Source organism: Kitasatospora sp. NBC_01266 (assembly GCF_036242395.1).
In the GTDB taxonomy this organism is placed as follows: Bacteria; Actinomycetota; Actinomycetes; order Streptomycetales; family Streptomycetaceae; genus Kitasatospora.
In genome coordinates this window covers 5,767,299-5,793,563 of record NZ_CP108458.1, presented here as the reverse complement: position 1 = coordinate 5,793,563, position 26,265 = coordinate 5,767,299, and the positions used below count along the sequence as shown (strand labels likewise).

Genomic DNA, 26,265 nt, shown 5'->3' with positions numbered 1-26,265 from the left:
GCTGCGCCTACCGGTTGGCTCGACCCGCATGATGACCGCCTCCTCTCCGTCCGCTCGACTGTCCGCGTGATCTGCTCACGCGCTCGGGACCATCAACCCACAGCGCCCTGAGAGCGCGCAAGGGAAATACGACGGAGGCCTGGCGGGCATGCCCGCCAGGCCTCCTGATGGTGCGTCAGCAGTGGGTCGGCCTCAGTTGGCGACCACGGTGACCTCGCCGATGCCCAACTCCTTGACCTGGTCCGCGATCACCGAGGCGTCGCCGACCAGCACCGTCACCAGGTGCTCGGGCGGGAAGGCGGCGACCACGGCCTTGGTGGCCGCGTCCGTGTCGAGGGCGGCCAGCAGCCGGTAGACCTCGGCCTGGTAGTCGTCGGGCAGGTGCTGCTCGACCTGGTCGGCCAGGGTGGCGGCGACCGAGCCGGCCGTCTCGTACTTCAGCGGGGCGACGCCGACCAGGAACTGCACGGCCTCCTCGCGCTCGCTGTCGGTCAGGCCCTCGGCTGCCAGGGTGCGCAGGATGGTCCAGGTGTCGGCCAGCGCGGGGGCGGTGGAGGCGGTGTCCACCGAGCCGCTGATCGCCAGCAGTGCCCGGCCGGAGCCGTCAGCGTTGGAGCGCAGCGGCTGGGCGAAGGCCCGCACACCGTAGGTGTAGCCCTTCTCCTCGCGCAGCACCCTGTCCAGGCGGGAGGTCAGGGTGCCGCCGAGGCAGTAGGTGCCGAGGATCTGCGCGGCCCAGCCGGGGTCGTGCCGGTCGGGACCGATCCGGCCGATCAGCAGCTGGGTCTGCACCGAGCCGGGACGGTCCACGATGATCACCCGGCCCTGGTCGTCGGCGGTGACCGCGGCGGCGGTGCTGGGCTCGGCCTTCTCGCCGGTCCAGCGGCCCAGGGTGGACTCCAGCAGGGCCGGCAGGTCGATGCCGGTGAGGTCGCCGACGACCACCAGGGTGGCGGTGGCGGGGCGGACGTGCGCGGCGTAGAAGGCCTGGACGGCCGCGCGGTCGATCCGCTTGACGGTCTCGGCGACGCCGGAGCGGGGCCGGGAGAGCCGGTCGGCGGCGTCGAACAGTTCGGCGTAGAGCGCCTTGGCACCGCGCCGGGCGGGGTTGGCCTGCTCGTGGACGATCTCGTCCAGCCGGTTGGCGACCAGCCGCTCGATCTCGTCGGCGGGCAGCGCGGGTGCCCGCAGGGCGTCGGCCAGCAGGGTCAGGCCGCGCTCCAGGCGGGAGGCCGGGACCTCCAGGACGACCCGGATGCAGGGGTGGTCGGCGTGCGCGTCCATGGTGGCGCCGGCCCGCTCCAGCTCACCGGCGAACTCCTCGGCGGTGAGCGTGTCGGTGCCCTCGCTGAGCGCCCGGGCGAGGACGGTGGCCACGCCGTCCAGGCCCTCGGGCTCGGCGGCGAGCGGTGCGTCCAGCAGCACCTCGACGGCGACCAGCTGCTGGCCGGGGCGGTCGCAGTGCAGCACCGTCAGGCCGTTGGCGAGCGCGAGCCGCTCGGGCGCGGGGAACGCCCAGGGGGTGGGCGTGCCGGGCTCCGGCTGGGGGTGGAAGGTCATGGCGGGAACGTAGGCGCTCATGCGGCGTCCTCCTCGGCAGCGCCGTCGGTGGCGTCACCAGCAGCGGCTGTGTCGGGGAGCGGCTCGTAGACCAGGACCGCTCGGTTGTCGGGGCGAAGTCGGGCGGCGGCCACCGCCTTGACCTCGTCGGCGGTGACGTCGAGCACCTTGTCCAGGGCGCTGTTGACCAGCTTGGGGTCACCGAACAGGACGGCGTACCGGCAGAGTTCGTCGGCCCGGCCGGCGACGGTGGTGAGCCGGTCCAGCCACTCGCGCTCGATCTGGGCCTGGGCGCGCTCGAGTTCCTCGGTGGTGGGGCCCTCGGCGGCGAACCTGGCCAGCTCCTCGTCGACGGCGAGTTCGATCTGCTCGATGGTGGCCTCGCCGGAGGTCTTCACGTCCAGCCAGCCGAGCGAGGGGGCGCCGGCCAGTCGCAGCAGGCCGAAGCCGGCCGAGACGGCGGTGCGGTCCCGGCGGACCAGGCGGTTGTAGAGCCGGCTGGACTCGCCGGAGCCGAGCACGGTCAGGGCCAGGTCGGCGGCGTCGGCCTCGCGGGTGCCGTCGTGCGGCAGCCGGTAGGAGGCCATCAGCGCGCGGGACGGGACCTCTTCCTCGACCAGCTCGCGGACCTCCTTGCCCATGGTCTCGGGCAGCGTGCCGTCGCGCGGCGGCTGCTTGCCGTCGTGGGCGGGGATGGTGCCGAAGTACTTCTCGACCCAGGCGATGGTCTGCTCGGGATCGATGTCGCCGACCACCGAGAGCACCGCGTTGTTGGGTGCGTAGTAGGTGCGGAAGAACGTCCGGGCGTCCTCCAGGGTGGCGGCGTCCAGGTCGGCCATCGAGCCGATCGGGGTGTGGTGGTACGGGTGTTCGCCGGGGAAGGAGAGCGCGGTGAGCTTCTCGAAGGCGGTGCCGTAGGGGACGTTGTCGTAGCGCTGGCGGCGCTCGTTCTTGACCACGTCGCGCTGGTTCTCCATCGACGCGTCGTCAAGGGCGGCCAGCAGCGAGCCCATCCGGTCCGCCTCCAGCCAGAGGGCGAGCTCCAGCTGGTGGGCTGGCATGGTCTCGAAGTAGTTGGTGCGCTCGAAGCTGGTGGTGCCGTTGAGCGAACCGCCGGCGCCCTGGACCAGCTCGAAGTGCCCGTTGTTGGAGACGTTCGCGGAGCCCTGGAACATCAGGTGCTCGAAGAGGTGCGCCAGCCCGGTGCGGCCCTTGACCTCGTGACGGGAGCCCACGTCGTACCAGAGGCAGACGGCGGCGACCGGGGTGAGGTGGTCCTCGGAGAGCACCACGCGCAGGCCGTTGGCCAGGCGGTGCTCGGTGATGGCGATGCCTCCGTTGTCGGAGGCGGGGGCCGGGTTGGCCATGCGCTCGGATCCTTCCCGTCAAGGTTGATCAGGGGTCTCTACCGCCCCCATTGTGGTGCAACGCGTACGGTGCCGGGATGAGTCCGCGCGCACTGCCCGTTCGCCACCGGCGGAAGCCGATCCGCTTCCGTCGGATGAGCGGATGGGACGCGACGTAGCGCGGGGTGGGCCCGCGGACAGCCGCCCTTGACAGAGGGTGTCCGTGCGAGGGTCCACAATGGGGGGCGCCGTATCCCCCGGTGACGACACGTGAAGACGTGAAGCAGCTGACAGACGCAAGGGAGCCCCGCCGCGATGGCCCGCCGCAGTTCGCCGACCCCGCCGCCCGGAGACTTCGAGGAGCGGATCCTCGATGTCGACGTCGTGGACGAGATGCAGGCTTCCTACCTTGAGTACGCCTACTCGGTGATCTACTCGCGCGCCCTGCCGGACGCGCGGGACGGTCTCAAGCCGGTGCACCGGCGCATCCTCTACCAGGCCAACGAGATGGGCCTGCGCCCGGAGCGCGCGCATGTGAAGTGCGCCCGCGTGGTCGGCGAGGTGATGGGCCGGCTGCATCCGCACGGTGACGCCTCGATCTACGACTCGATCGTCCGGATGGCGCAGCCCTTCTCGATGCGGGTGCCGCTGATCGACGGCCACGGGAACTTCGGTTCGCTCGGCAACGACGACCCGCCGGCCGCGATGCGGTACACCGAGTCGCGGTTGACCGCGGCCTCGATGGCGCTGGTGGAGTCGATCCACGAGGAGACCGTCGACTTCAGCCCGAACTACGACGGCAGCGAGCAGGAGCCGGGGGTGCTGCCGGCGGCCTTCCCGAACCTGCTGGTGAACGGTGCCACCGGGATCGCGGTCGGCATGGCGACCAACATGCCGCCGCACAACCTGGCCGAGGTGGTGGCCGCCGCCCGGCATCTGATCAAGCACCCGAGTGCCGACCTCGACACCCTGATGCGCTTCATTCCCGGTCCCGACCTGCCGACCGGCGGCCGGATCGTGGGCCTGTCGGGGATCCGGGACGCCTATGAGAGCGGTCGCGGCACCTTCAAGATCCGAGCCACCACGACGATCGAGAACGTCACCGCCCGCCGCAAGGGCATCGTGGTGACCGAGCTGCCCTTCTCGGTCGGCCCGGAGAAGGTGATCGCCAAGATCAAGGACCTGGTCAACGCCAAGAAGCTGCAGGGCGTGGCGGACGTCAAGGACCTGACCGACCGTGAGCACGGCCTGCGGCTGGTGATCGAGGTCAAGAACGGCTTCGTCCCGGAAGCACTGCTGGAGCAGCTCTACAAGCTGACCCCGCTGGAGGAGAACTTCGGCATCAACAACGTGGCACTGGTCGACGGCCAGCCGCTCACGCTGGGGCTGAAGGAGCTGCTGGAGGTCTACGTCGACCACCGCTTCGAGGTGGTCCGCCGGCGCAGCGAGTTCCGCCGCCGCAAGCGCCAGGAGCGGCTGCACCTGGTCGAGGGCCTGCTGGTGGCGCTCGTCGACATCGACGAGGTCATTTCGCTGATCAGGTCCAGCGACAACGCGACGCAGGCCAAGGAGCGCCTGATGGAGCGCTTCTCGCTGTCCGAGACGCAGACCGCGTACATCCTGGACACCCCGCTGCGCCGGCTGACCCGGTTCGACCGGGTCGAGCTGGAGGCGGAGCAGACCAAGCTGATCACCGAGATCGCGGAGCTGACCGAGATCCTGGACTCGGACACCAAGCTGCGCGGCGTGGTCTCCAGCGAGCTGGGCGCGGTGGCCAAGCAGTTCGGCACCGAGCGGCGCACCGTGCTGCTGGAGGCCGGCGCGCTGCCCTCGGCAGCACTCGCGGTGCCGCTGGAGGTGGCGGACGACCCGTGCCGGGTGCTGCTCTCCTCCACCGGCCTGCTGGCCCGCACGGCGGACGGCGAGGCCGGCCAGCTGCCGGAGAGCCGCTCCAAGCACGACGCGATCGTCTCCGCGGTGCCGGCCACGGCGCGCGGTGACGTGGGCGCGGTGACCTCGGCCGGGCGGGTGCTGCGGATGCCGGTGATCGACCTGCCCGCGCTGCCGCCGCAGCAGAGCCTGGCACTGGCCGGCGGGGCCCAGGTGTCGGAGTTCCTGAAGCTGGACGCCGGCGAGCGGCTGATCGCGCTGACCACCCTGGACGAGTCCTCGCCCGGCCTCGCGCTCGGCACCGTGCAGGGCGTGGTCAAGCGGGTGGTCCCGGAGTGGCCGGCCAACAAGGACGAGTTCGAGGTGATCGGGCTCAAGGACGGCGACGAGCTGGTGGGCGCGGTCGAGCTGCGCACCGGCGAGGAGGAGCTGGTCTTCATCACCAGCGACGCCCAGTTGCTGCGCTACCCGGCGAGCCAGGTCCGGCCGCAGGGCCGTCCGGCCGGCGGTATGGCCGGGATCAAGCTGGCGGACGGGGCGCGGGTGATCTCGTTCACGGCGGTGGATCCGGCGGCGGACGCGGTGGTGGTCTCGGTGGCCGGCACCTCGGGCACCCTCACGGGTGAGGCGCAGACCAGCTGGAAGGTCACGCCGTTCGAGCTCTACCCGCGCAAGGGGCGGGCCACCGGCGGGGTGCGCTGCCAGCGCTACCTGCGCGGTGAGGATTCGCTGGCCTTCGGCTGGGCGGGGCCGGCGCCGGCCCGTGCGGCGGCGGCGAACGGCTCGCCGGTGGCGCTGCCGGAGCGCGACCCGCGCCGGGACGGCTCGGGGACGCCGGTGACCACGGCGATCGCGGCGGTCGCCGGGCCGGTCTGACGTCGCGTTCGGTGCCACCCGGGCACTCCACCGCACGACGGTAGGGTGCCCGGGTGAGCATCTGTACGACGCTGTCCACCGAGCTGGCCGAGCCCCTGGCCGCCACCGCGGCCACCGCGACCACCTGGCTGCTGATCGAGCAGACCGGCCCGTGGGGGGCGAAGGCCCTGACCGAGAGCCACCTCGACCCGCAGCTGGGTCGGGCGTTGGACGCGGCCGCTGCGGGCAGCGGGGTGCGGGTCGCGCTGATCCGCCGCCCAGGACGGCACGCCGATGACCGCCCGGCGGCCGGGCGCCAGGTGATCCTCGCGCACACGGTCCCGGGGCTGGGGTGGATCCGCCGGGCCGAGGTCACGGACGTCGCGGAGCTGCTCTCGCTGGACCTGGCCGCGGCTGGCTCGGGCGAGCACGGCGGCTTCGGCAGTCCGCACACCGGCGGCCCGCTGGCCCTGGTGTGCACCAACGGCCGCCGCGACCGTTGCTGCGCGCTGCTCGGCCGCCCGCTGGCCGCCGAGCTGGCCGCCGCCGGGCACAGCGAGGTCTGGGAGATCACCCACCTGGGCGGCCACCGCTTCTCCCCCACCATGCTGGTGCTGCCGTACGGCTACGCGTACGGGCGGCTGACCGACGCCTCGGCCAAGGAGGTCCTGGCGGCCACCGCCGTCGGGCAGATGGCGCCGCGCTGGTCGCGCGGACGCTCCTGCTGGGACCGGCCGGCCCAGGCCGCCGAGCAGGCCGTGCGCAAGCTGATCGAGGAGACCGCGGCGGAGGCGCTGACCGTGACTCAGCAGCCGCTCGCGGCCGGCGAGTGGCGCTGCCGGGTGCGGCACACCGACGGGCGCGGCTGGCTGGTCGAGGTGGTGCGGGGGCTGAGCGAGCCGCCCCGCCCGGAGAGCTGCGCCAAGGCGCCGGGCACGCCGGTGCGGATGGAGGTGCGGTCGGTGGTGGCCGACCAGGCCGCCGCCTGCTGAGCCGCTGCCGTGCATCCCCGGGACCGGTCACCGAACGTGCACCCTCGGTCGGCGCAGTCCACGACGCGGGTCGGCTCATCGGCTGCTTAGCGTGGCGGCCGTGGGACTCCCCCACGCGGAGGCTCTCCGCCCGCTCCGTTCCCGGAGCCGGCGGGGGCCGCGGACCCCCGGCGCCGTGCGGAACGGGCCGTTTCGGTCCGTTCCGCCGCCCCGGCCCCGCCGGGCGTACGGAAGGAATGCACCGGACATGAAGCCGGACCTCAACCCGGACCTGACCTCTGCCGATCCGATAGCCGACCAGCCCTCCCCGGCTCCCGAAGCCTCCGGGACCGCCGAGGGCTGCGACGAGTCGGCTGCCGACACCCCGACCGCCGAGCACGGCTCGCACCACCGGGCCACCCGCCTGCGCCACCGGGTCGGCCTGGCCGCCGCGATCGTCGCGGGCGCCGGCTCGATCGGCTTCGGCGCCGACCTGGCGAGCGCGGCGCCGCTGCCCGAGCACCTCGCCCTCGCCCCCGGCCTGGTCAGCGCCGACGATCCGACGAACGGCGACGACGGCGCCACCGGCGACGACGACCAAGGCGCTTCGGCCGACGGCTCCGACAGCTCCGACGACTCCGGCAGCACCAGCAGCACCAGCAGCACGGCGGACACGACCGCCGGTGGCGGCGACATCCAGCAGGGCTGGGACGGCTCGGTCTACTGGTTCCAGAACAGCAGCGGCGAATGGCGCTACACCAGCCACCGCGACACCTACCTCAGCCGCATCGGCTCCAACGGCGACGGCGACAGTGGCAGCAGCAGCGGCACCGACAGCTCCGCGAGCACGACCAACGGCGACATCCAGCAGGGCTGGGACGGCTCGGTCTACTGGTTCCAGAACAGCAGCGGCGAATGGCGCTACACCAGCCACCGCGACATCTACCTCAACCGGATCGGCTCCAACGGCGACGGCGACAGTGGCAGCGGCAGCGGCAGCGGCACCGACAGCGGTCAGTCGGCCGGCGCCGCGCAGTCGGAGGCCTCCAGCGGCGATGTCGACTCCGCCCTGGCGTTCGCCCAGGACCAGCTCGGCAAGCCCTTCGTCTGGGGCGGCAACGGCCCGGACGGTTATGACTGCTCCGGTCTGACCCAGCAGTCCTTCCGGCGCGCCGGGATCTCGCTGCCCCGGATCGCCGACGAGCAGTACTCCGCCACGACGCCGGTGAGCGCGAGCCGGATGCAGCGCGGCGACCTGCTCTTCTGGTCCTACGACGGGAGCGTCGGCGGGATCCACCACGTCGCCATCTACCTGGGCGGCAACCGGTACATCGAGGCCGCGCACCCGGGCACCACGGTCCGGATCGCGCACCTGAACAGCGGCTACTTCCCGAGCTTCATCTCTCGCCCGTGACCTTCACGGCCGCACGCTCGCGGGCCCCGGTCGCCACCTGCGACCGGGGCCCGCGAGCGTCTGCCACGGTGTGCTCAGACCGCGCCGGCGCCGGTGAGCGAACGCACCTCCAGCTCGGCGAACTTGTCCGGGTCCGCCCGTTCCTCACCGCTGACCGTGCCGACCCAGCCGAGCAGGAAGCCGAGCGGGATGGAGATCAACCCCGGGTTCTCCAGCGGGAACCAGTGGAAGTCCACGCCGGGGAACATCGCGGTCTTGCTGCCGGAGACGACCGGTGAGAAGAACACCAGGACCAGCGCCGGCACCAGGCCGCCGTACGTCGACCAGCAGGCGCCGCGGGTGGTGAAGCGGCGCCAGAAGAGGCTGTAGAGCAGGGTGGGCAGGTTGGCCGAGGCCGCCACCGCGAAGGCCAGACTGACCAGGAAGGCGACGTTCAGCCGCTGGGCGAAGAGGCTCAGCACCACCGCCAGGCCGCCGATCACCACCGCTGCCAGCCTTGCCACCACCACCTCCTGGCGGTCCGTCACCGGTGGGCGGCCCGGCCGACGGAAGGCCTGGGCGTAGAGGTCGTGCGCGAAGGAGACCGACGAGGCCAGGGTCAGACCGGCCACCACCGCGAGGATCGTGGCGAAGGCGATGGCGGAGGTGACGGCGAAGAGCAGGGTGCCCCCGGTGCTCCCCTCGCCGCCGCCCAGGTTGAGCGCGAGCAGCGGAACGGCGGTGTTCCCGGCCGAGTTGGCGGACTTCACCGCCGTGGAGCCGACCAGCGCGGTGGCCCCGAGGCCGAGCACGACGGTCATCAGGTAGAAGGCGCCGACCAGACCGATCGCCCAGATCGTCGAGCGGCGGGCGGCCCGGGCGGTGGGGACGGTGTAGAAGCGGGACAGGATGTGCGGCAGGCCGGCCGTCCCCAGCACCAGGGCCAGGCCCAGGCTGACGAAGTCGAGCCGCTCGGTGACCGAGCCGCCGTACTTGAGGCCCGGCTCCAGATAGCGGTCGCCCGCGCCGCTGCTGCGGGCCGCGGCGTGCATCAGCTCGCCGAGGTCGCCCTGGAAGTGGATCAGCACGCAGACGGTGAGCAGCACGGCCCCGGTCATCAGCATCATGGCCTTGACGATCTGGATCCAGGTGGTGGCCCGCATGCCGCCGACCGTGACATAGATGATCATCAGGGCGCCGACCGCGAGGATGGTCCAGGTGTTCGCGGCGGCCCCGGTGGTACCCAGCAGCAGTCCCACCAGGCTGCCCGCGCCGACCATCTGGGCGATCAGGTAGAGCAGGGTGACCACCACGCTGGCGCTGCCGGCCGCCGCGCGGACCGGGCGCTGGCGCATCCGGGTGGCCAGCACGTCGGCCAGCGTGTACCGGCCGGTGTTGCGGACCAGTTCGGCCACCCACATCAGCACGACCAGCCAGGCGACCAGGAAGCCGATGCTGTAGAGCATGCCGTCGTAGCCGTACAGGGCGATCAGCCCGGTCACGCCGAGGAAGGAGGCGGCCGAGAGGTAGTCGCCGGAGAGCGCGATGCCGTTCTGCAGCGGGCCGAAGTCCCGTCCGCCGGCGTAGAAGTCCTCGGCGGCCTGGCCGCGTCGCCCGACCCAGAGGGTGATGGCCAAGGTCACCACGACCACCAGGGCGAAGAGCACCACGGCGAGTTCGTGGTGCTGGCCCCCGGTGGCGGCCTCGGGCCTGGCGGCGATCGGCACGGCGGTGAAGGTGGAAGGTGTCATCGCAACTGGTCCTGGGTGTCCCAGCGCAGGCCGAGGGCGGCTCGGTCACGCTTGGTGCGGGCATTGCGGGCGTAGAGCCAGGTGATCAGAAAGGTCGAGACGAACTGCAGCAGCCCCAGCAGCCAGGCCACGCTGAACGGGCCGATGAGCTGAGTGCGCATCAGGTCCGGTGCCAGGGCCTGGGCGGTCACATAGCCGAGGTACCAACCGAGGAAGACGGCGGTGGCCGGGAAGACGAACCTCCGGTAGTCCCGGCGGATCTCCTGGAAGGCGTCGCTCCGCTGAACCTCCCGGTAGACCTCGGCGATCGCCGGATCCGGCACCTGCGGCGGCGTCTGGAGGGACCGCTGGGCTGGGACGGCGGATCGCGCCGCGCCAACCCGGTCGCGAGCCGACCGCTTGGCCGCGCCGGGCTTGCCGGGAGTGGACCACCAGTCGAACCGATGGCCCTGCCGGGGCGTGGAACCGGTTGATCCGGTGACTTCGTGCTGTGCCAAAGCTGCTCCCTGTACGGGATGCGCCACCGAGCGGTGGGCGTCGGAGATCGGCACCGGGCACTCCGGACGACCCGCCCCGAAGATCCATTCGGCGTACCGACGGCGCCCTGACGGGTCCAATCATGGCGGGTCGAAATCCGAAATATGGCATTCAGCCGGGCATTTCACTCAATGAGGTGAAGTCAATCGGTCTGCGAACCACGGGAAAGCCCGTGCCTGAACGCATAACTGACTGCCTGTGCCCGATCGCGAACGGCGGTCTTGGCGAAGAGGTTGTTGATGTGCGTCTTGACCGTGGCCGGACTGACGAAGAGCGCCTCGGCGATCTCGGCGTTGGAGAGGCCGTCGGCGATCAGCGCGAGCACCTCCGCCTCACGGGCCGTCAGACCGTCGGGTAGCTGCTGGGTCGAGCGGTGCTGCGGCGGCGGGGCCACCGGGTCGAGCGCTGCGGCGGCCGGCGGTGCCGCGGGCGCGGGCGGGCCGGCGAGCCGCTCCAGCAGCCGCCGCTGCACCTGCGGGGAGAGGCCCGCCGCGCCGGCCCGGACATCGGCGATGGCCCGGGCGATCTCCTCCGCGCCGGCGTCCTTGGTGAGGTAGCCGCGGGCACCGGCCTGCAGCGCGGCGAAGAGCGAGTCGTCGTCGGCGTAGGTGGTGAGCACCACGACCTCGGTGCCAGGGTGCTGGGCCCGGATCAGCCGGGTGGCCTCGACGCCGTCGCAGCGCGGCATCCGAAGGTCCATCAGGACCACGTCCGGGGCATGCTGCGCCACCAGGCGGACCGCCTCCTCGCCGTCCGCGGCCGCCCCCACCACCTCGATGCCGGGCAGCAGGCCCAGCAGCATGACGATGCCTTCGCGCACCACGGTCTGGTCGTCCGCCACCAGGACCCGCGTGTCCGTCCCCGCGCCACCGGCGCCGCTCTGCCCGTTCAACCCGCCACTCCGCTCACTGTTCGCTCTCCGTGGGCCCGCTTCACGCCAGGTTCTACCGCGTCGGCCCGGTCCTGGTCACCTCGGCCGCGTCAGGTCGGCAGCCGCAGCCGCACCAGCCAGCCGCCGGCGTCGTCGTCGGGGCCGGCCGCCAGGCTGCCGCCGAGCAGTTCGGCCCGCTCCCGCATCCCCAGCAGCCCGTAACCGCTGCCGCTGGCGGCCAGCTCGGCCGCGGCCGGGTCGGCGGGTCCGCCGCTGTTCCTGACCTCCAGCTCCACCGCCTGCTCGAGGTAGCGCAGCACCACCGCGCGCCCGGCCCGCGGTGCGTGCTTGCGGACGTTGGTGAGCGCCTCCTGCGCCGTGCGCCGCACCGCCAGCCCTGCCTCGGCGCCCAGCGGCCGGGGCGTACCGGTCACCGTCAGGGTGGCCTGCTCCTGCCCGGTCAGCTCCACCAGGAACTCGCCGACCGGGGTGAACTCGCCGCGCAGCGCGGAGAGCGCCTGCTTGGTCTCGGTCAACCCCTCCTGGGCCATCCGCCGGGCCGCCACCACCCGGTCCCTGATCTGGTCCCGCTGTGCCCCGCTGTCCAGCATCAGCCGGGCCGCCTCCAGATGGACCAGCTGGGCGGAGAGGCTGTGCGCCAGCACGTCGTGGATCTCCCGGGCGATCCGGGCCCGCTCGGCCAGCGCGGCGCTCTCCGCCTCGGCCGCCCGGGCGGCCCGCTCCTGCTGCAGCAGCCGCTGGGCGGTGCCGCGGGCCTCGGCGTCCAGTCGGAGCAGGTAGCCCAGCAGGACCAGGCCGGCCAGCGTGGCGACCAGCGCGAGGAAGCCGTCCCGGGTGGCCACCGCGTAGGAGACGAGCGCTCCCGCACAGGTGGGCAGCGCGCCCGCCAGCGGCAGCCGGAGCAGCGCCATGACGGCGAGCCCGCACCAGATCACATTGGCGAGCACCACGGCGCCCACCTGGTCCGCCACCCCGGCGACGATCAGCAGCTGGGCGGCCGCCGCCAGCGCCCAGCCGATCCGGTGCAGCCGGGTACTGCGGACGAACAGGTAGAAGAGCCCGCCGGCGGCCAGCACTGCCAGCAGCGAGACGACCGCGTCCGTGCCGGTGAACCGGTCGGCCCTGACCGTCCCGAGCAGCACGGTCAGGGCCAGGGCCAGCCGGCCGGCCACGGTGAGCATCCGGCCGGGCGCGGAGCGCTCGCCACTGGCCCGCGCGTCCCGCGTCGGCCAGCGCCTCCAGGTCTCCAGCTGCACGGGTGCTCCTCCGGTGGTGGTGGCGATCGTTCAGCCCACCACGTTCAGCGTGTGCGGGGCGTCCAGGCCCCGGGCCCTCCAGTTCACCACGGCGCCGCGGACCAGCAGCAGCACCCCGAGGGTGAGGTAGAGCGCCTGCGCGTCCTGGTGGACATGCAGCGTCGCGCCGAGGCCGTACAGCCCGATCCGCACCGCGATCATGCCCGCCCAGGCCGCCAGGGTGGCGACGGTGCCCTTGGTCCAGACGGTGCCGTCGCCCGCCCGCCACATCCGGACGGTCCAGCCCCAGACCGAACCCATGGCGGCGACCACCACGAGCGAGGCGGCCAGCAGGCCGATCGCCTCGGCCCTGTGCGCCGGGTCGATCAGATGCTTGTCGGCCAGTCCGAGCGCGCAGAGGATCAGCGGCAGCAGCCAGAAGCGCCGCTCGGTGTCGATCTTGCGGGTTCGGAGCTGACGGCTGGCGACGAACACGAGCACGACGAGGATGACGAGGATGTTGGCGATGCCGGTCATCGGACTTCGCTCCGTCTCGGCTGGGGAGGTTCTGACAGCTACGACGCTACGGATTCCGCCTGCCGGGCTGATCGGCTCCAGGGTTGATCCCACGACTGAGGGGCCCTCCACCCGTGGGTGGAGGGCCCCTCACGTCAACGGCCGGTACGGGCCCTGGCTCAGGCGTCGATCCGCGAGCGGTCCAAGGTGGCGGCCGAGTCCACGATGAACTCCTTGCGCGGCGCCACGTCGTTGCCCATCAGCAGGTCGAAGACCTGCTCGGCGGCCTCCAGGTCGCCCAGGTTGATCCGCCGCAGGATCCGGTGCCGGGGGTCCATGGTGGTCTCGGCCAGTTGGTCCGCGTCCATCTCGCCGAGGCCCTTGTAGCGCTGCACCGGCTCCTTCCAGCGCAGGCCCTTGGCCTGGAACTCCAGCAGGGTCCGGCGCAGTTCGGCGTCCGAGTAGGTGTAGTGGTACTTCTCCTGGCCGCGCTTGGGGTTGGTGAGCTCGGTGCGGTGCAGCGGCGGGACCGCCGCGAAGACCCGGCCCTGCTCGACCATCGGCCGCATGTACCGCTGGAAGAGGGTCAGCAGCAGGCAGCGGATGTGCGATCCGTCGACATCGGCGTCGGCCATGAAGATGACCCGGCCGTAGCGGGCCTGGTCGATGTCGAAGGTCCGGCCCGAGCCGGCCCCTATCACCTGGATGATCGCCGCGCACTCGGCGTTCTTGAGCATGTCCGAGACCGAGGCCTTCTGGACGTTGAGAATCTTGCCGCGGATCGGCAGCAGCGCCTGGAACTCGGAGTTGCGGGCCAGCTTGGCGGTGCCGAGCGCGGAGTCGCCCTCGACGATGAAGAGCTCGCTGCGCTCCACGTCGTCGCTGCGGCAGTCAGCCAGCTTGGCGGGCAGCGAGGAGGTCTCCAGCGCGGTCTTGCGGCGCTGCGCCTCCTTGTGCTGGCGAGCCGCCACCCGGGTGCGGGCGGCGGCCACCACCTTCTCCAGCACCGCCCGGGCCTGGACCTTCTCGTCCTTCTTGGCCGAGGTCAGGAAGGCCTTGAGCTCGCGGGCCACCACGGCGGCGACGATCCGGTTGGCGGCCGAGGTGCCGAGCACCTCCTTGGTCTGCCCCTCGAACTGCGGCTCGGCCAGCCGGACGGTGACCACCGCGGTCAGGCCCTCGGTGGCGTCGTCCTTGGTGATGTCGTCCTCGGCCACCCGCAGCAGCTTGGCCGCGCGCAGCGCCTCGTTGACCGTCTTGGCGAGCGAGCGCTCGAAGCCGGTGACGTGGGTGCCGCCCTTGGGGGTCGCGATGATGTTGACGAAGGAGCGCAGCGTGGTGTCGTAGCCGGCACCCCAGCGCAGCGCGATGTCCACGCCCAGTTCGCGGGTGACCTCGGTGGGGGTCATGTGGCCGAGCTCGTCCAGGACCGGGACGGTCTCCTTGAAGGTGCCCTCGCCGCGCAGCCGCAGCACGTCGCAGACCGGCTTGTCGGGCGCCAGGAACTCGCAGAACTCGCCGACCCCGCCGTCGAAGCGGAAGGTGGCCTCCTCGACCTTCTCGCTCTCCGTCAGGCGTTCGTCGCGCACGATGATGGTCAGCCCGGGGACCAGGAACGCGGTCTGCCGGGCCCGGTTGTGCAGGTGCTCCAGGGAGAGCTTGGCCTCCTTGAGGAAGATCTGCCGGTCGGCCCAGTAGCGGATCCGGGTTCCGGTTCGGGCCTTGGGCACCTTGCGGGTCCTGGTCAGGCCACTGGCCGGGTCGAACGGGGCGTCCGGGCTCTGCTCGGTGAACAGCCCGGGGGTCCCGCGGCGGAAGCTGATCGCGTGGGTGTGGCCGCCGCGGTCCACCTCCACGTCCAGCCGAGCGGAGAGCGCGTTGACCACCGAGGCGCCGACGCCGTGCAGACCGCCGGAGGCCGCGTAGGAGCCGCCGCCGAACTTGCCGCCGGCGTGCAGCTTGGTCATCACGACCTCGACACCGGACAGCCCGGTCTTCGGCTCCACGTCCACCGGGATGCCGCGGCCGTCGTCCCGGACCTCGACCGAGCCGTCCTCGTGCAGCACGACCTCGATCCGGTCGCAGAAGCCGCCCAGTGCCTCGTCCACCGAGTTGTCGATGATCTCCCAGAGGCAGTGCATCAGGCCGCGGCTGTCGGTGGAGCCGATGTACATGCCGGGCCGCTTGCGGACCGCTTCGAGGCCCTCCAGGACGAGCAGATGCCGAGCGGTGTAGTTGGATCCGTCCTCCGCGGCGCGCAAGGCGGACGGCACGGTCGTTTCGGCACTCACGCGGTGCACTCCTCCAAAGAGACTTCTGACTCGATCCGACGGCGGTTCCCCGGACCTCCCCCGGCGACGCCCGCCCCCGTACCCCGGGCACAGCACGAATCGCCCCGGCTCCGCAGCTTGTACGCGCTGCGCGAACACGGGCCGAGCCCAGTTCGCCGCGCGAGAGCGCCATCTCGCCCGCGCCCGACGGATCCTGGCGGACCGTCGAGCCGACCGCGGGCTCTGGAACTGCCACGATGCAGGCTACCGGTGCTCGGGGCGGGGCTTATGCTCCAACCCAGTAGGGGATTATGCTACGCCCACCCTCGGACAACAGTTCGAAGATGCGTTCGAGCGATAGACAGGTCGCGGATTCCGGCAGGCATGAACCACCGGCGCCCGGGGCACGTCCTCATCAACACAGCAGAATCCTCAGAGAAGAAAAGCCACGAGCGGGAACGTTTTCGGCCTGGTTGGATGTTGACCCTGGTACGACAGCTCGTCGAGCTAGAGAAGAGGCGACGTGACTACTGTTCTGACACCTGCGAGCCCGCTCACCGCGGCTGACCGCTGCGACCGATGCGGCGCCCAGGCATACCTGCGCGTCGTACTGGCAAGCGGCGGGGAGCTGCTGTTCTGCGCCCACCACGGGCGGAAGTTCGAGCCGGAGCTCAAGAAGATCGCCGTGGAGATACAGGACGAGAGCGGTCGTCTCGCCACCACGGCGGCCTCGGCCACCAGCGAGGAACGCTGAGCGTTCGGCACCTCATTGACGTGCTGAGGTCGGCCCTTGCGGGCCGGCCACTGGGCGGCAGGCTTGGCAGCCTGCCGCCCAGCGTCGCATTCAGGGGGCCACGGCGGGTTACCGAGCGGTCACCGCGTCGGTCTCCGCCAGCTGGGCATTGACGGCGTCCGCAACCGCCGACAGGCGGGTGTAGACGCCCGGGTGCTTGGCTTCCGCGCAGCCGGCACCCCAGGAGACCAGCCCGACCAGCTGGCCGTTCACCACCAGCGGACCACCGCTGTCGCCCTGGCATGCGTCCTTGCCGCCCATCGACTCGCCGGCGCAGACCATGCCGCGGGCATCGAAGGTCCCGTCGGCACCGCCCGGGTAGTCGCGCGCACACACCGAGTCGGCAACCATGGGCACATCGACCCCGTGCAGCCGGTCCGCGTAGGTGGCGTGCCCGGTGGTGTCACCCCAGCCGTAGACCTGGGCGCGAGTGCCGGCCGCATACGGCGCGGTGTCGCCCTGGCCGACCAGCGGCAGCACCGCCCGGCCGTCCTGCGCGGTGGCCAGCGTGAGCACCGCCACATCCTGCATGTTCTGGTCGAACGAGTACTGCGGGTGGATCCAGACGTTGGTGACCGGCACCTCGACGCCGTCCGAGCTGGTCAGGTCGGTCCGCCCGACGATCACCGTCAGGCCCGGCCGATCGGTCGGCCGCCCCTGCTGCTCGTCGTAGAAGCAGTGGGCGGCGGTGACCACCTTGGTCGGAGCGACCAGCGTGCCGCCGCAGAACTGGCCGGAGCGCGCGTCACCGAACTGGGCGCGACTGGACACCGCGACCATCCAGGGCCGCTGCACCGTGCTGTCCGCCCAACCGCCCACGATCCGGCGGTCGGCCTGGGCGGGCGTGGCCGTGAGCGAGAGCAGCGCACTCGGCAGCGCGGCCAGCAGCACCAGCGCCGCCGCGCGCCGACGGGCGCCGCGCGCCGGACCCGGACGACGACGGGCATCAGGACCGGGCGGACGGGACGAGAGGGACATCACAGTGCACTCCGGGCGCTCGACAGCAGGCAACCGCCACAGCGTAGTCAGAATCTCACCCTGCGTGCCCATCGGTGGCCGGTGAAGCACTCGGACGGGGGACCCGGCGGGCCGCCGGATGACAGTCCGGCTGGCCCCGCCCCGGGTTCCCGGCCGCTGAACGCCGACGGGCCCGGGGCAGTCGATCTGCCCCGGGCCCGCCGGTGATGACACTCCGCCGCACCCGATCAGGTTCGGGCGGACAGGTCCAGCTGTCAGTCCAGGTAGTCGCGCAGCACCTGCGAACGCGAGGGGTGGCGCAGCTTGGACATGGTCTTCGACTCGATCTGGCGGATGCGCTCACGGGTGACCCCGTAAACCTTGCCGATCTCGTCCAGCGTCTTCGGCTGGCCGTCCGTCAGGCCGAAGCGCATCGAGACCACGCCGGCCTCGCGCTCACTCAGCGTGTCGAGCACCGAGTGCAGCTGCTCCTGGAGCAGGGTGAAGGAGACCGCGTCGGCCGGGACGACCGCCTCGGAGTCCTCGATCAGGTCACCGAACTCGCTGTCGCCGTCCTCGCCCAGCGGGGTGTGCAGCGAGATCGGCTCACGGCCGTACTTCTGGACCTCGATGACCTTCTCGGGGGTCATGTCGAGTTCCTTGGCCAGCTCCTCCGGGGTGGGCTCGCGGCCCAGGTCCTGGAGCATCTGGCGCTGGACGCGGGCCAGCTTGTTGATGACCTCGACCATGTGCACCGGGATACGGATGGTGCGGGCCTGGTCGGCCATCGCGCGGGTGATCGCCTGGCGGATCCACCAGGTCGCGTAGGTCGAGAACTTGTAACCCTTGGTGTAGTCGAACTTCTCGACCGCACGGATCAGACCGAGGTTGCCCTCCTGGATCAGGTCCAGGAAGAGCATGCCGCGACCGGTGTAACGCTTCGCCAGCGAGACCACCAGGCGGAGGTTGGCCTCCAGCAGGTGGTTCTTGGCCCGGCGGCCGTCCTCGGCGATGATCTCCAGCTCGCGCTTGAGCTTGGGGGCCAGCTTGTCGGCCTGGCTCAGCTTGTCCTCGGCGAACAGGCCGGCCTCGATCCGCTTGGCGAGCTCGACCTCCTGCTCCGCGTTGAGCAGCGGGACCTTGCCGATCTGCTTCAGGTAGTCCTTGACCGGGTCGGCGGTGGCACCGGCGACGGCGACCTGCTGGGCCGGGGCGTCGTCCTCGTCGTCGTCGGAGAGGACGAAGCCCTCCGACTCCTCCTCCGGCTCGCCCTCGGTCTCGGTCTTGGCACCGGGCAGCGCCACGTCCTCGAGCAGCTCCTCGTCGCCGAGCAGCTCCTCGTCGCCCTTCTCGCCCTTGGCCGCGGTCTTCTTCGCCGCCGTCTTCTTGGCGGGGGCGGCGGCCTTCTTGGCCACCGCCTTCTTGGCGGGCGCGGCGGCCTTCTTCGCCGGGTCGAGGCCCGCCGACGCGTCCAGCCCGGACTCGACGGCGACCGAGGTGACCGAGACCACGGAGGCCACGGCAGCCGGCGCCACGGTCGCGGCCGGCGCGATCCGCACCGGCGGCTTGGTCGGGGCGCCCGGGGTACGGGTGGTGACCGCCTTGGTCGCGGTGCGCTTGGTGGTGCTCTTGGCCGCGACGCTCTTGCGCTTGGCAGCGGACGGCTCGGCCGCGCTGACCATCAGGTCCACCCCTTCCTCAATCAGTACCTGGTTGAGGCTGCGCATGACGTTCTTCCACTTGGTGACCGGGATCTGGTCCGCCTCGAAGGCCTGACGCACGTCGTCACCGGCGATCTGCCCCTGGGCCTTGCCCCGCTCGATGAGCGCCAGCAGGGCCGCGGACTCGGCGATCTCGGGGGGGAGCGAACGGGATGTGCTGGCCGACACGAACAACCTCTCGGACGAAGAGTGGACTCGAACCCGTACCGGACCGCCCGAGAGGGCGAGGAAGGAGCACGTGCCACGGGGCACGACAGGTTCCGACCGGCTCGGACTTGAGGACTGGGTTTGCAGGACGCTGGGTTTGTGGGACGGCAGCAGCGCCGCAGACCAACACAGCATTCTGACATGGCGCGGGTATTCCGGAGCTGCTTCCGCTCCGTACACATCGCTGCCGCTCCTCAAGTGTTACGCATGCCGCTCGTGGCACAGGTCACACGCCTCTCCGACCGAGCCCCCAGGGCCGCCGCCCGAGCAGCGGCGAGCCCTCCGGGTGGGCCGCGGCGACTGCGCGCGGGCATCCGGAGGGCGCTGCCCAGGTCCGATGGTTCCGTGGCCGGCCCGCTCAGTGCTCGCGGGGCGCGGGCACCGCGTGCTCGACGTCCGGGTGCACGGTCAGCAGGGCCCGCATGGCCGCCTCGGCGGCGGCGCCGTCGCCGGTGCCGATCGCGTCGACCAGGCGGGCGTGCACGCTGACCGAGGTGTCGCTGGGCCGCTCGCAGGCCGTGGCCGGAGCGCCACTGACCTGCAGCGCCGAGGCCACGATGCCGGAGAGGTGCTCCAGCATCCGGTTGCCCGCCATCTGCAGGATCAGCGCGTGCAGCTCGGCGTCGGCGCGGGAGAAGGTGATCAGATCGCCCTGGGACGCGGCATGGCTCATGATCTCGGTCATCTCGGCCAGTCGCTGCTGGATCTCCTCGCGGCCGTGCCCGGCAGCGAGGCGGGCGGCCAGCGGCTCGATCGCCCAGCGCATCTCGCACAGCTCGCGGCGCTGCTCGTCGCGCTGCGGGCCGAAGGCGCGCCACTCGATGATGTCGGGGTCGAGGAGGTTCCAGTCGCCGACCGGGCGGACCCGGGTGCCGACGTTCGGACGGGCGCTGACCAGGCCCTTCGCCTCCAGCACGCGCAGCGACTCGCGGACCACGGTGCGGGAGACCTCGAAGCGCTGGCCGATCTCCTCGGGGACCAGCGGGCGATCCGCGCCGAGGTCACCGGAGACGATCATCTGGCCGAGCTGCTGGACCAGCTGCCCATGCAGCCCACGGCCGCGGCTGCTGGTGGTCTTGCGGCCGACCCGGGCGAGATCACCCTCCACTCCGTCCCATCGGGGGATGGGCGGAGTCGGCCGATCGGCGTAGGAGAAACGGTCGAGCTCGGCAGCGCCGGGTGCGGGGGACTCGGCGGTGCGGGCGACGGTCATGGCGGGGTGCGCAAGGGTACTCACACGTCCTTTGTCGGCGATCGGCGGGCCCGACTTGAGGATTCTCGTGAAAAGCACACGAAAGGGTGATCGCCCGTCGCCGGATAATTGACTTCTTATCAGGAAGAAAGGGCCATACCGGTCGGATGGGCGAGGTGAACCCGGAAGGCCTGTCGGGCTGTTCGAGCTGACAGGTGATCAGAACCGGTTGCCATCAGGCTGATCAGTGGGACGAATGCGACAGGACAGGCGGGTGGGGCTTGCGATCAGAACGAGCGACGGCGGGTCTGGGCGAGCAGGGCACCGGCCAGCAGGGCCAGGACCGGCAGCAGCACCACGGCGACCGCTCGGGCCAGGTGGGTCGGCGCCCAGGAGACGCCTTCGTGGTGCAGCGCGTTCAGCACGGTCGGTAGCGCGAGTTGCTCCACCAGCGTCGGCAGCGCGCACAGCAGCAGGATCCCGGCGATCGCGCTACGGGTCAGCGTCGTCGCCAGCACACCGCTGCAGCCGGCCGCGACCACCAGGGCGACGAAGGTCGCGAGCAGTGGCACCAGCCGATGGTCGGTGCGCAGCAGTTCGGGAGTGAGCAGCCGGACCGGTGCGCCGGCGGGCGGCAGGGCCAGCCGGACCGTCAGCGAGTTCAGCAGCAGTGCCGCCAGCGCGAGCAGCGCGGAGGCGGTCCCGATGACCGCGAGCTTGGCGAGCAGCAGGCGCAGCCGGGCGGTGTAGCGGACCTGGGAAGCCGGCAGACCCGGGCAGCGGACCTCGTGGGCCGCTGCCAGCGCACCGAGCAGGCCGGCGGCCAACGCCGCGAACGGGATCGGGAGCACCGGGACGGCCGCGGTGGCCAGCCGGGCCAGGTCAGGCGCCGAGAGCGGCCCCGGAGCGGTTCGGTGGGCGAGCACGGCCGCCAGCCCGGAGCCGGCCAGCAGGGTGACGGCGAGGATCAGCCAGCTCGAGCGAAGGCCCAGCAGGCGGCGCCCTTCGTAGGCGAGTGCGCGCACGTGATCATCCGTTCCAGTGGTCGGGCCCGGTCAGCGGCCGGGGTGCGGGGGCGGGGGTGGCGCCGGATGCGGGGGTGAGGGTGCGGATGGGGGCGGTGGCGATGAGGGTCTGGTCCGGGCCCTGGGCCGTGGTCGGGGCGGGGGTGGGTGCGGTGACTGGGGCGGGAGCGGTGGGCGCGGGCGGCTCGGGCTCGGGTGAGGTGGCGGGCTGCGGCAAGGCGGTGAGATCGCCCGCGGTGGCGGACTCGGGGAGTGGGTGGAGTGATGCGGGAGCGCTGACGGCGCTGGAGGCACCGGCCCGACCGGGAGAACTCGAGGAGGCGGTGGCGCCCGCCGGCTCGGGACGCCCGGACGACCGGGATCCGGTCCGCGAGCCCGCGGCCAGCGCGGTCACCCGGCGCACCTGGATGGCCGGGGCGCCACCAGGTCGAGCGGCGGCCGGCAGCGTCGCCCGCGGTGCCGGCTGCTCGACCACCCGGTCGGCCAGCTCGTGCAGCAGGACACCGTTGCGGTAGGCGAGTTCGCCGATCTCGGTGCGGCCGAAGCCGCTCACCGCCAGCCGGGCGCTGCCGTCCTGGCGGACCTGCGCGCCCTGTGCCAGCAACAGGTCGGCGAGCCGGGCCATCTGGGGACCACGGACGACGACCTCCGGCTGCAGCCTGGTGCGGCGAAACTCCGCGACCGGCTGGTCCGCGACCAGTCGACCCTCGTCGATGGTCACCACCCGGTCGGCCAGCAGCGCCGCCTCCTGCGGGCTGCGGGTGGTGACCACGACGGATCCGCCACCGGCCGGGAAGGCCCGGATGAAAGCGTGCAGCCAATCGGCGTTGCGCTGTGACAAGCCCTCGGTCGGGGCGTCCAGCAGCAGTGCGTCGGGGTTGCCCAGCAGGGCGACCGCGAGGGCCAGGCGGCGGTTCATCCCCGGGGAGAACGCCCGCAGGCGGTACTCGGCGACGTTTGCCAGCCGGGTCTGCTCCAGCAGCTCGTCCGCGCGCCGTGCCGGGACGCCGAGTTGGGCGGCCAGCATCCAGAGGTGGCCGCGCGCGGTCCGCCCGAGGTTGCCGGTCCACCGGTGCGCGGTCGGCAGCAGCACCCCGACCTCACGCTCGGGGTGGCGCAACCGACGGTACGGGCGCCCGTTGAAGAGCGTCACGCCCTTGCCGTGCTCCAGTTCCACCATCAGTCGCAGAACTGTGGTCTTGCCCGCCCCCTGCGGCCCCAGCAGGGCCGTGACCATGCCGGGTCCGACGTCGAAGCCGAGATCGAGCAACGCCGCGCGACGACCCCGGCGGTAAACCTTGGTGAGTCCATTGACCTGGATCATCGCTGGCTGCTCCCACCTGCTCCGGCTGCCCTGGCGGCATGGCCGCTCGGGTTCAGCGCCCGCTCCGAATTCAGCACCCTAGGGCGAACATCGGGAGATTTCGGGCATTGCGAAGCCCGTGCGGGCCACTCGACCGCCTACCTCACTCGATCAGGGGACAACGGCCGTACCGGCGTTCGCCCAGTGGTGAACCGAGAAGCGGGAGGCGGGAGACGGTGGTCGGGGCCGCAAGCCTCAGGAGTCGGGGCGCAGCATCGGAGGGTTGAGCACGGTGGCGCCACCGGCCGTGAACAGCTGCGCCGGGCGACCGCCCTGACGGGTCGTCGTGCCACCCGAAGGCACCAGGAAGCCGGGCGTGCCGGTGACCTTGCGATGGAAGTTGCGCGGGTCCAGGGCCACGCCCCAAACCGCCTCGTAGACCCTGCGCAGCTCACCCACGGTGAACTCCTCCGCGCAGAAGGCCGTGGCCAGCGCGGAGTACTCGATCTTGGAGCGGGCGCGCTCCACGCCTTCCTCCAGGATCAGCGCGTGGTCGAAGGCGAGCGGATCGCGATCCGCGGGGCCGGGGCCGAGCAGTTCGCTGACCGGGGCCCAGCGAGCACCCCGGGCGTCACCGCCCGGCTTGGGGGTGGGCAGATCGGGGGCCAGCGCCAGGTGGGCCACACTGACCACACGCATCCGCGGGTCACGCTGCGGGTGGCCGTAAGTGGCCAGCTGCTCCAGGTGCGCACCGGCCGTTGTCTGCCCGGCGCCGGAGAGGGCGCGCAGACCGGTCTCCTCGGCCAACTCCCGGGAGGCCGCCTCCCCGAGACCCTCGTCCGGGCGCACGAAGCCGCCCGGCAGCGCCCAGTAGCCCTGGAACGGCGGCTCGCCCCGGCGCACCAGCAGTGCGCAGAGCTCGTGCTCCCGGACCGTCAGCACGACCAGGTCGACCGTGACTGCGAACGGGGGAAAGGCCGACGGGTCATAGCGCGACATGGCGTCGATCATAGTCGTCTTTCTGACGATAAACACGAGATCGGCAGCAACTACGCCTCGCCCCCTGCCGCCTGGCGGGAACGACCGCGAGCGGGCCGAGCCGGGCGGGCTCGTCCTGGCCCGGTGCCCCGCCGCTGCCATCAGCACCCGTCAGCCGGTCCCCCGGTCGCAGGGCGACCGGGGACACAGCGACACAGCGACACAGCGACACAGCGACAGCCTCGGGCGCCGTCAGCTTGCTCCCAGCTGCAGCTCGGAGGAGGCCTCCTCCACCACTGCCACCCCGATCCGGCTGACCCGGACCGCGAACGGCTCCCCCGCCACCCGCAGACCGGAGAGCTCGAGCTCGCCGAGGGGGGCGGTGCTGGCCGGGCGGACAACCACGCGCTTGGCCGGCGCGTCGGGGCGGACACCGGCCAGCGCCAGCACCGCGTGGGCGGCGCCCGCAGCGGACCCCGCCGCCGGACGGCAGGCGGCCGGGTGCGGAGCGGGCGGACAGTCCGGGAGCCGCTGCTCCCCCGCGTACATCTCCGGCAGCCGGCCGGCGAAGTGGGCGGAGGCCGCCAACAGCCCCTCCAGCAGGGCACCGGCCTCACGTTCGAAACCGGCCCCGGCCAGGCCGGCGACGGCCATCGCCGTCTCCTGGACGCGGACCGCGCCGCTGCGGTGGCCCAGCGGATTGAAGCGGGCCGACTTGCCGCTCAGCGTGCGCAAGCCCCAGCCGCAGTCGAGTTCGGGGGCGACCAGCCGCTGGGCCAGCAGTCTGGTCTGTTCCCGGTCGAGCAGGCCGGGCAGGGAAGCGCCATCCGCCGCGAGCCCCAGGTCGAGGAGGTGGACGAAGGAGGCGGCGACGGCGGTTAGCGGTCGCCCGTCTGCCGTCAGCGCGGCGGCGGGGCGACCACCGGACAGGTCGTCCACCCAGAACCGCTCGCGGAAGCGGCCGCGCAGCTTCTCGGCCCACGCACGCCAGTCGGCCGCTCCCGGACGACCGAAGGCCTCCAGCAGCTCGGCACCGTGCAGTGCAGCTCGATGTGCCTGTGCCTGAACCTCACAGCGGGCCGTGGCGGGCTGCGCCGTACGGTCCTCGGGCAACCGACCGAGATCGGTGACGAAGCCGTCGATCAGGCCGTTCTCGCTGGTCGCCCGCAGTGCGGCCAGGGCGCGTTCGGCGGCCGGCAGCAGTTCCGCGACCTCCTGCCGGGGCAGACCCCAGCGCCAGGCCTCGGCGAGCAAGGTGACGAAGAGCAGCGTCGCCTCGGTGGCCGTGCAGGACGGTGGGAGCTCCGGGCCGGCATGGCGAAGCGGTCCGGCGATGATCCCCTCGCCCTTGCCGGATCCTGCGACGGCGGCCCCGGTCGGTGCCGCCTGCTGACGGCGTGCCAGGGCGCGCAGCGTGCCTGCGGCCAGCCGGGTGCCCAGCGGCAGGGTGAGCCGGGCGGCCCAGAGCGCGTCGGCCGGCGCCAGGCCGAACCGCCATGGCGCGCCTGACGCCGCGTAGAGGTCGGCCGGCCGGTCCGGGTCAGCGAGCAGCAGGCCCCCGAGCGCGTCCAGCGAGCGCCGCACGAGCAGTTCGGCGCGGGTGTCGTCGCAGCGGATCGCCATCTCGCTCCACGGCGCCGGAACGCCGGCACCGCGGCCGATCGGCGGTCGGGCTGTGGTCCCGGCGGTCGCCTCCACCTCCAGCCGCAGCTCGACCGACCAGCGCCCGCCGGGCTGTACCTCGAGGTCCCAGCGGAGCACGCCGGCGCCGGCCAGCACCGCGTGCGGCGCGGGTTTGGCGCTGACGGTCGCACTGTGGCCGCGCCCGATCCAACGCAGGCCGGCGGACTGGACCTGACCCGGGACATCCGGCGGCCGGGCACCGGCCGCGATCTCCGCGAGGCTGCCGAGGTCCGTGCCGAGCGCGATCTCCAACGGCAGCCGGGCAGGGCGAAGGCCGGCGTTGCGCACAGTGATCGTCTCCGCCCCGTCGGCATGCCGCAGCCGTTCCACGGTGAGCGCCGGGTCGGGATCCAACTCGCCGGGGACCCGGACCGCGCCGAGGAAGCGGGCCTGGGAGGCCGAGGAGAGGTCGCCCTGGAGCGCGAGCGGCTCCATCCCGCCGAGCCGCAACTCCATCCGGCTCAAGCCGCGGACCCCTGAACGGAAGAAGCCGTGCAGTCCGGACCCGCGCAGTTGCCCGTCGGAGCCGGAGGCGGCCATGGCGGGAGCGCTGACGCAGAGCACGTCCGCGTGGGTGGAGGCCGGCAGCCGACGGGCCTGGGCCGCCGGGCGTCCAGAGGTGCTCGCAGACGGCTCGGGCCGCCCGGGAGCCGCCCGGGAGCCGCCGACCGTCTCGGACGGCATCGCGCTCTGTGCTGGCCTGGGGGCCGTCACCGGGGTCTCCTCCTGTCGACCGGCAGGGCGGGCCCGCAGGCCACGACTGCCGTGGGTGGTCTCTCTCACGCGCGCGCTCGGCCGAGCGCCGCCCGGCAGAACGCCGGAATCGCCGTAGCCCTGGTCCGGTTCCACCGGCCTTGCCTTCCCCCACCGACGGGACCACCAGCCACGGCGGGCTCGGTGGCGCCCCTCTGAGTGAACGCGGCGCACGGGGCACAGGTCACGCCCCACCACGCTGTGGGCCGAGCGGATCGCGAGGGTCGGGGCGCCGGCCGCGTCGAGCGGCACCTGCGGCGGCCCGGCCAACGGCGGAGCGGTCCTGCACGGACGGCACCGGTGCCGCTCATTCGGCGTCAGGATACGGTGCCGAGGTGGCACCGCCCGTACCGGGAAGCCCACCGGTCGGCGCCGACCGGCACCCGCGAGCAGTTCGGGTGGTGTCGTCGGCGTCGGCACCCGCGGGACCGCCCGCG

Annotated in this window: 19 protein-coding genes; 4 read left to right on the top strand and 15 right to left on the bottom strand. The window is 72.5% G+C overall.

Annotation, left to right across the window (positions count from 1 at the left end; all coding sequences use genetic code 11):
- Positions 1–192: 192 nt before the first annotated feature.
- Positions 193–1,581 carry a M16 family metallopeptidase gene (locus OG403_RS25265; protein ID WP_329568115.1) on the bottom strand — a complete coding sequence of 463 codons (1,389 nt, stop codon included), beginning with the start codon at positions 1,579–1,581 and terminating at the stop codon, positions 193–195.
- Positions 1,578–2,927, bottom strand: a complete 1,350-nt coding sequence (locus OG403_RS25260) for a M16 family metallopeptidase (RefSeq protein WP_329568113.1) — start codon at positions 2,925–2,927, stop codon at positions 1,578–1,580. The genes OG403_RS25265 and OG403_RS25260 overlap by 4 nt, the downstream gene beginning before the upstream one ends.
- 294 nt (positions 2,928–3,221) lie before the next feature.
- Here OG403_RS25260 and OG403_RS25255 point away from each other — a divergent pair, with 294 nt between their 5' ends.
- From OG403_RS25255 to OG403_RS25245, 3 genes are all read left to right on the top strand, one after another.
- Entirely contained in the window at positions 3,222–5,672 is a 2,451-nt protein-coding gene (locus OG403_RS25255) for a DNA gyrase/topoisomerase IV subunit A (RefSeq protein ID WP_329568111.1), read from the top strand.
- A gap of 53 nt (positions 5,673–5,725) precedes the next feature.
- Entirely contained in the window at positions 5,726–6,643 is a 918-nt protein-coding gene (locus tag OG403_RS25250) for a sucrase ferredoxin (protein WP_329568109.1), read from the top strand.
- Positions 6,644–6,890: 247 nt separating this feature from the next.
- Complete coding sequence (locus OG403_RS25245; protein WP_329568107.1) at positions 6,891–8,036, top strand: C40 family peptidase; 1,146 nt, start codon at positions 6,891–6,893, stop codon at positions 8,034–8,036.
- 74 nt (positions 8,037–8,110) lie between these two features.
- Here the strand turns inward: OG403_RS25245 and OG403_RS25240 are convergent, their stop codons facing one another.
- The 6 genes from OG403_RS25240 to OG403_RS25215 all read right to left on the bottom strand — a co-directional run bounded on the left by OG403_RS25240 (position 8,111) and on the right by OG403_RS25215 (position 15,237).
- Positions 8,111–9,766: a solute symporter family protein gene (locus OG403_RS25240; RefSeq protein WP_329568105.1), complete on the bottom strand. Its 1,656-nt coding sequence runs from the start codon at positions 9,764–9,766 to the stop codon at positions 8,111–8,113.
- Positions 9,763–10,263: a DUF485 domain-containing protein gene (locus OG403_RS25235; RefSeq protein WP_329568103.1), complete on the bottom strand. Its 501-nt coding sequence runs from the start codon at positions 10,261–10,263 to the stop codon at positions 9,763–9,765. The genes OG403_RS25240 and OG403_RS25235 overlap by 4 nt, the downstream gene beginning before the upstream one ends.
- Positions 10,264–10,445: 182 nt before the next feature.
- Positions 10,446–11,105: a response regulator gene (locus OG403_RS25230; RefSeq protein WP_442911088.1), complete on the bottom strand. Its 660-nt coding sequence runs from the start codon at positions 11,103–11,105 to the stop codon at positions 10,446–10,448.
- A gap of 179 nt (positions 11,106–11,284) precedes the next feature.
- Complete coding sequence (locus tag OG403_RS25225; RefSeq protein WP_442910979.1) at positions 11,285–12,451, bottom strand: sensor histidine kinase; 1,167 nt, start codon at positions 12,449–12,451, stop codon at positions 11,285–11,287.
- 30 nt (positions 12,452–12,481) lie between these two features.
- Entirely contained in the window at positions 12,482–12,967 is a 486-nt protein-coding gene (locus OG403_RS25220; protein ID WP_329568099.1) for a DUF1453 domain-containing protein, read from the bottom strand.
- Between the two features lie 158 nt (positions 12,968–13,125).
- Positions 13,126–15,237, bottom strand: coding sequence for a DNA gyrase/topoisomerase IV subunit B (locus tag OG403_RS25215; RefSeq protein WP_329568097.1), 2,112 nt, complete (start codon positions 15,235–15,237; stop codon positions 13,126–13,128).
- 502 nt (positions 15,238–15,739) lie between these two features.
- Here OG403_RS25215 and OG403_RS25210 point away from each other — a divergent pair.
- Complete coding sequence (locus tag OG403_RS25210; RefSeq protein ID WP_329568096.1) at positions 15,740–15,970, top strand: DUF7455 domain-containing protein; 231 nt, start codon at positions 15,740–15,742, stop codon at positions 15,968–15,970.
- A 108-nt stretch (positions 15,971–16,078) separates the two neighbouring features.
- Here the strand turns inward: OG403_RS25210 and OG403_RS25205 are convergent, their stop codons facing one another.
- The 7 genes from OG403_RS25205 to OG403_RS25175 all read right to left on the bottom strand — a co-directional run bounded on the left by OG403_RS25205 (position 16,079) and on the right by OG403_RS25175 (position 25,789).
- A complete protein-coding gene (locus OG403_RS25205) occupies positions 16,079–16,987 on the bottom strand; it encodes a S1 family peptidase (protein ID WP_329568094.1) in 909 nt (302 codons plus the stop codon).
- A gap of 254 nt (positions 16,988–17,241) precedes the next feature.
- Positions 17,242–18,861: an RNA polymerase sigma factor gene (locus OG403_RS25200; protein WP_329568092.1), complete on the bottom strand. Its 1,620-nt coding sequence runs from the start codon at positions 18,859–18,861 to the stop codon at positions 17,242–17,244.
- Between the two features lie 391 nt (positions 18,862–19,252).
- Entirely contained in the window at positions 19,253–20,185 is a 933-nt protein-coding gene (locus tag OG403_RS25195) for a FadR/GntR family transcriptional regulator (protein ID WP_329568090.1), read from the bottom strand.
- A gap of 188 nt (positions 20,186–20,373) precedes the next feature.
- Positions 20,374–21,111, bottom strand: a complete 738-nt coding sequence (locus OG403_RS25190) for a hypothetical protein (protein WP_329568089.1) — start codon at positions 21,109–21,111, stop codon at positions 20,374–20,376.
- 4 nt (positions 21,112–21,115) lie between these two features.
- The gene (locus OG403_RS25185; RefSeq protein WP_329568087.1) at positions 21,116–22,435 is read right to left on the bottom strand and encodes an ABC transporter ATP-binding protein; all 1,320 of its coding nucleotides are present in this window, start codon (positions 22,433–22,435) and stop codon (positions 21,116–21,118) included.
- Positions 22,436–22,669: 234 nt separating this feature from the next.
- Positions 22,670–23,413: an NUDIX hydrolase gene (locus OG403_RS25180; protein ID WP_329568085.1), complete on the bottom strand. Its 744-nt coding sequence runs from the start codon at positions 23,411–23,413 to the stop codon at positions 22,670–22,672.
- 231 nt (positions 23,414–23,644) lie between these two features.
- Positions 23,645–25,789 (bottom strand): amylo-alpha-1,6-glucosidase, encoded by a 2,145-nt coding sequence (locus OG403_RS25175; RefSeq protein WP_329568083.1) that lies wholly within the window; start codon positions 25,787–25,789, stop codon positions 23,645–23,647.
- Positions 25,790–26,265 lie beyond the last annotated feature (476 nt).